1 protein-coding gene is annotated in these 816 nt (G+C 69.2%); it reads left to right on the forward strand.

All coding sequences use genetic code 11. From position 1 onward, the window contains the following. Positions 1 to 816 (forward strand): cadherin-like domain-containing protein (locus tag ACSVC7_RS32715; protein ID WP_483509190.1); only part of this gene is annotated, 816 nt, incomplete at both ends.

The raw sequence follows: 816 nt of genomic DNA on the forward strand, positions 1-816 counted from the left end.
CCCGCGACGATCACCGGCGGTGCCACCGGCACGGTGACCGAAGACGGCACGCTGACCACCGGCGGCACGCTGGCGGTGGCGGACGTCGACACCGGCGAGGCCAAGTTCCGGACTCCCGACTCGCTGGCCGGCACCTACGGCACCTTCGCCTTCAACGCCGACACCGGCGTGTGGGGCTACACGCTGGCCAACAGCCAGGCCAACGTGCAGGCGCTCAAGGCCGGCGAACAGGTCACCGACAAGCTGACCGTCACCTCGCTCGACGGCACGGCCAGCCGCGACATCGTCGTGACCGTCACCGGCGCCAACGACGCGCCTGTGCTGACCGGCAGCAAGGCGACGCTGACCGGCGGGACGGAGGACGCCACCTACACGATCCGCAAGGCCGACCTGCTTCAGGGCTTCACGGACGTGGACGGCGACACGCTGTCGGTTTCCAATCTGACCGCGACGAACGGCACGCTGACCGACAACGGCGATGGCACCTGGACCTTCACGCCGGCGGCCGACTACAACGGGCCGGTTTCGCTGGCCTACAAGGTGGTGGACGGGAAGGGCGGTTCCGTCGATGCGACGCAGGCGTTCACGCTGGCTCCGGTGAACGACGCCCCGGTCTTGACCGGCACCAAGGCGACGCTCACCGGCGGCACGGAGGACACGGCCTACACGATCCGGGCCGCCGACCTGCTTCAGGGCTTCTCGGATGTGGACGGCGACACGCTGTCGGTTTCCAATCTGACCGCCACCAACGGCACGTTGCGGAACAACGGCGACGGCACCTGGACCTTCACGCCGGCGGCCGACTACAACGGGTCC

This window comes from Azospirillum mesophilum, from assembly GCF_053470405.2.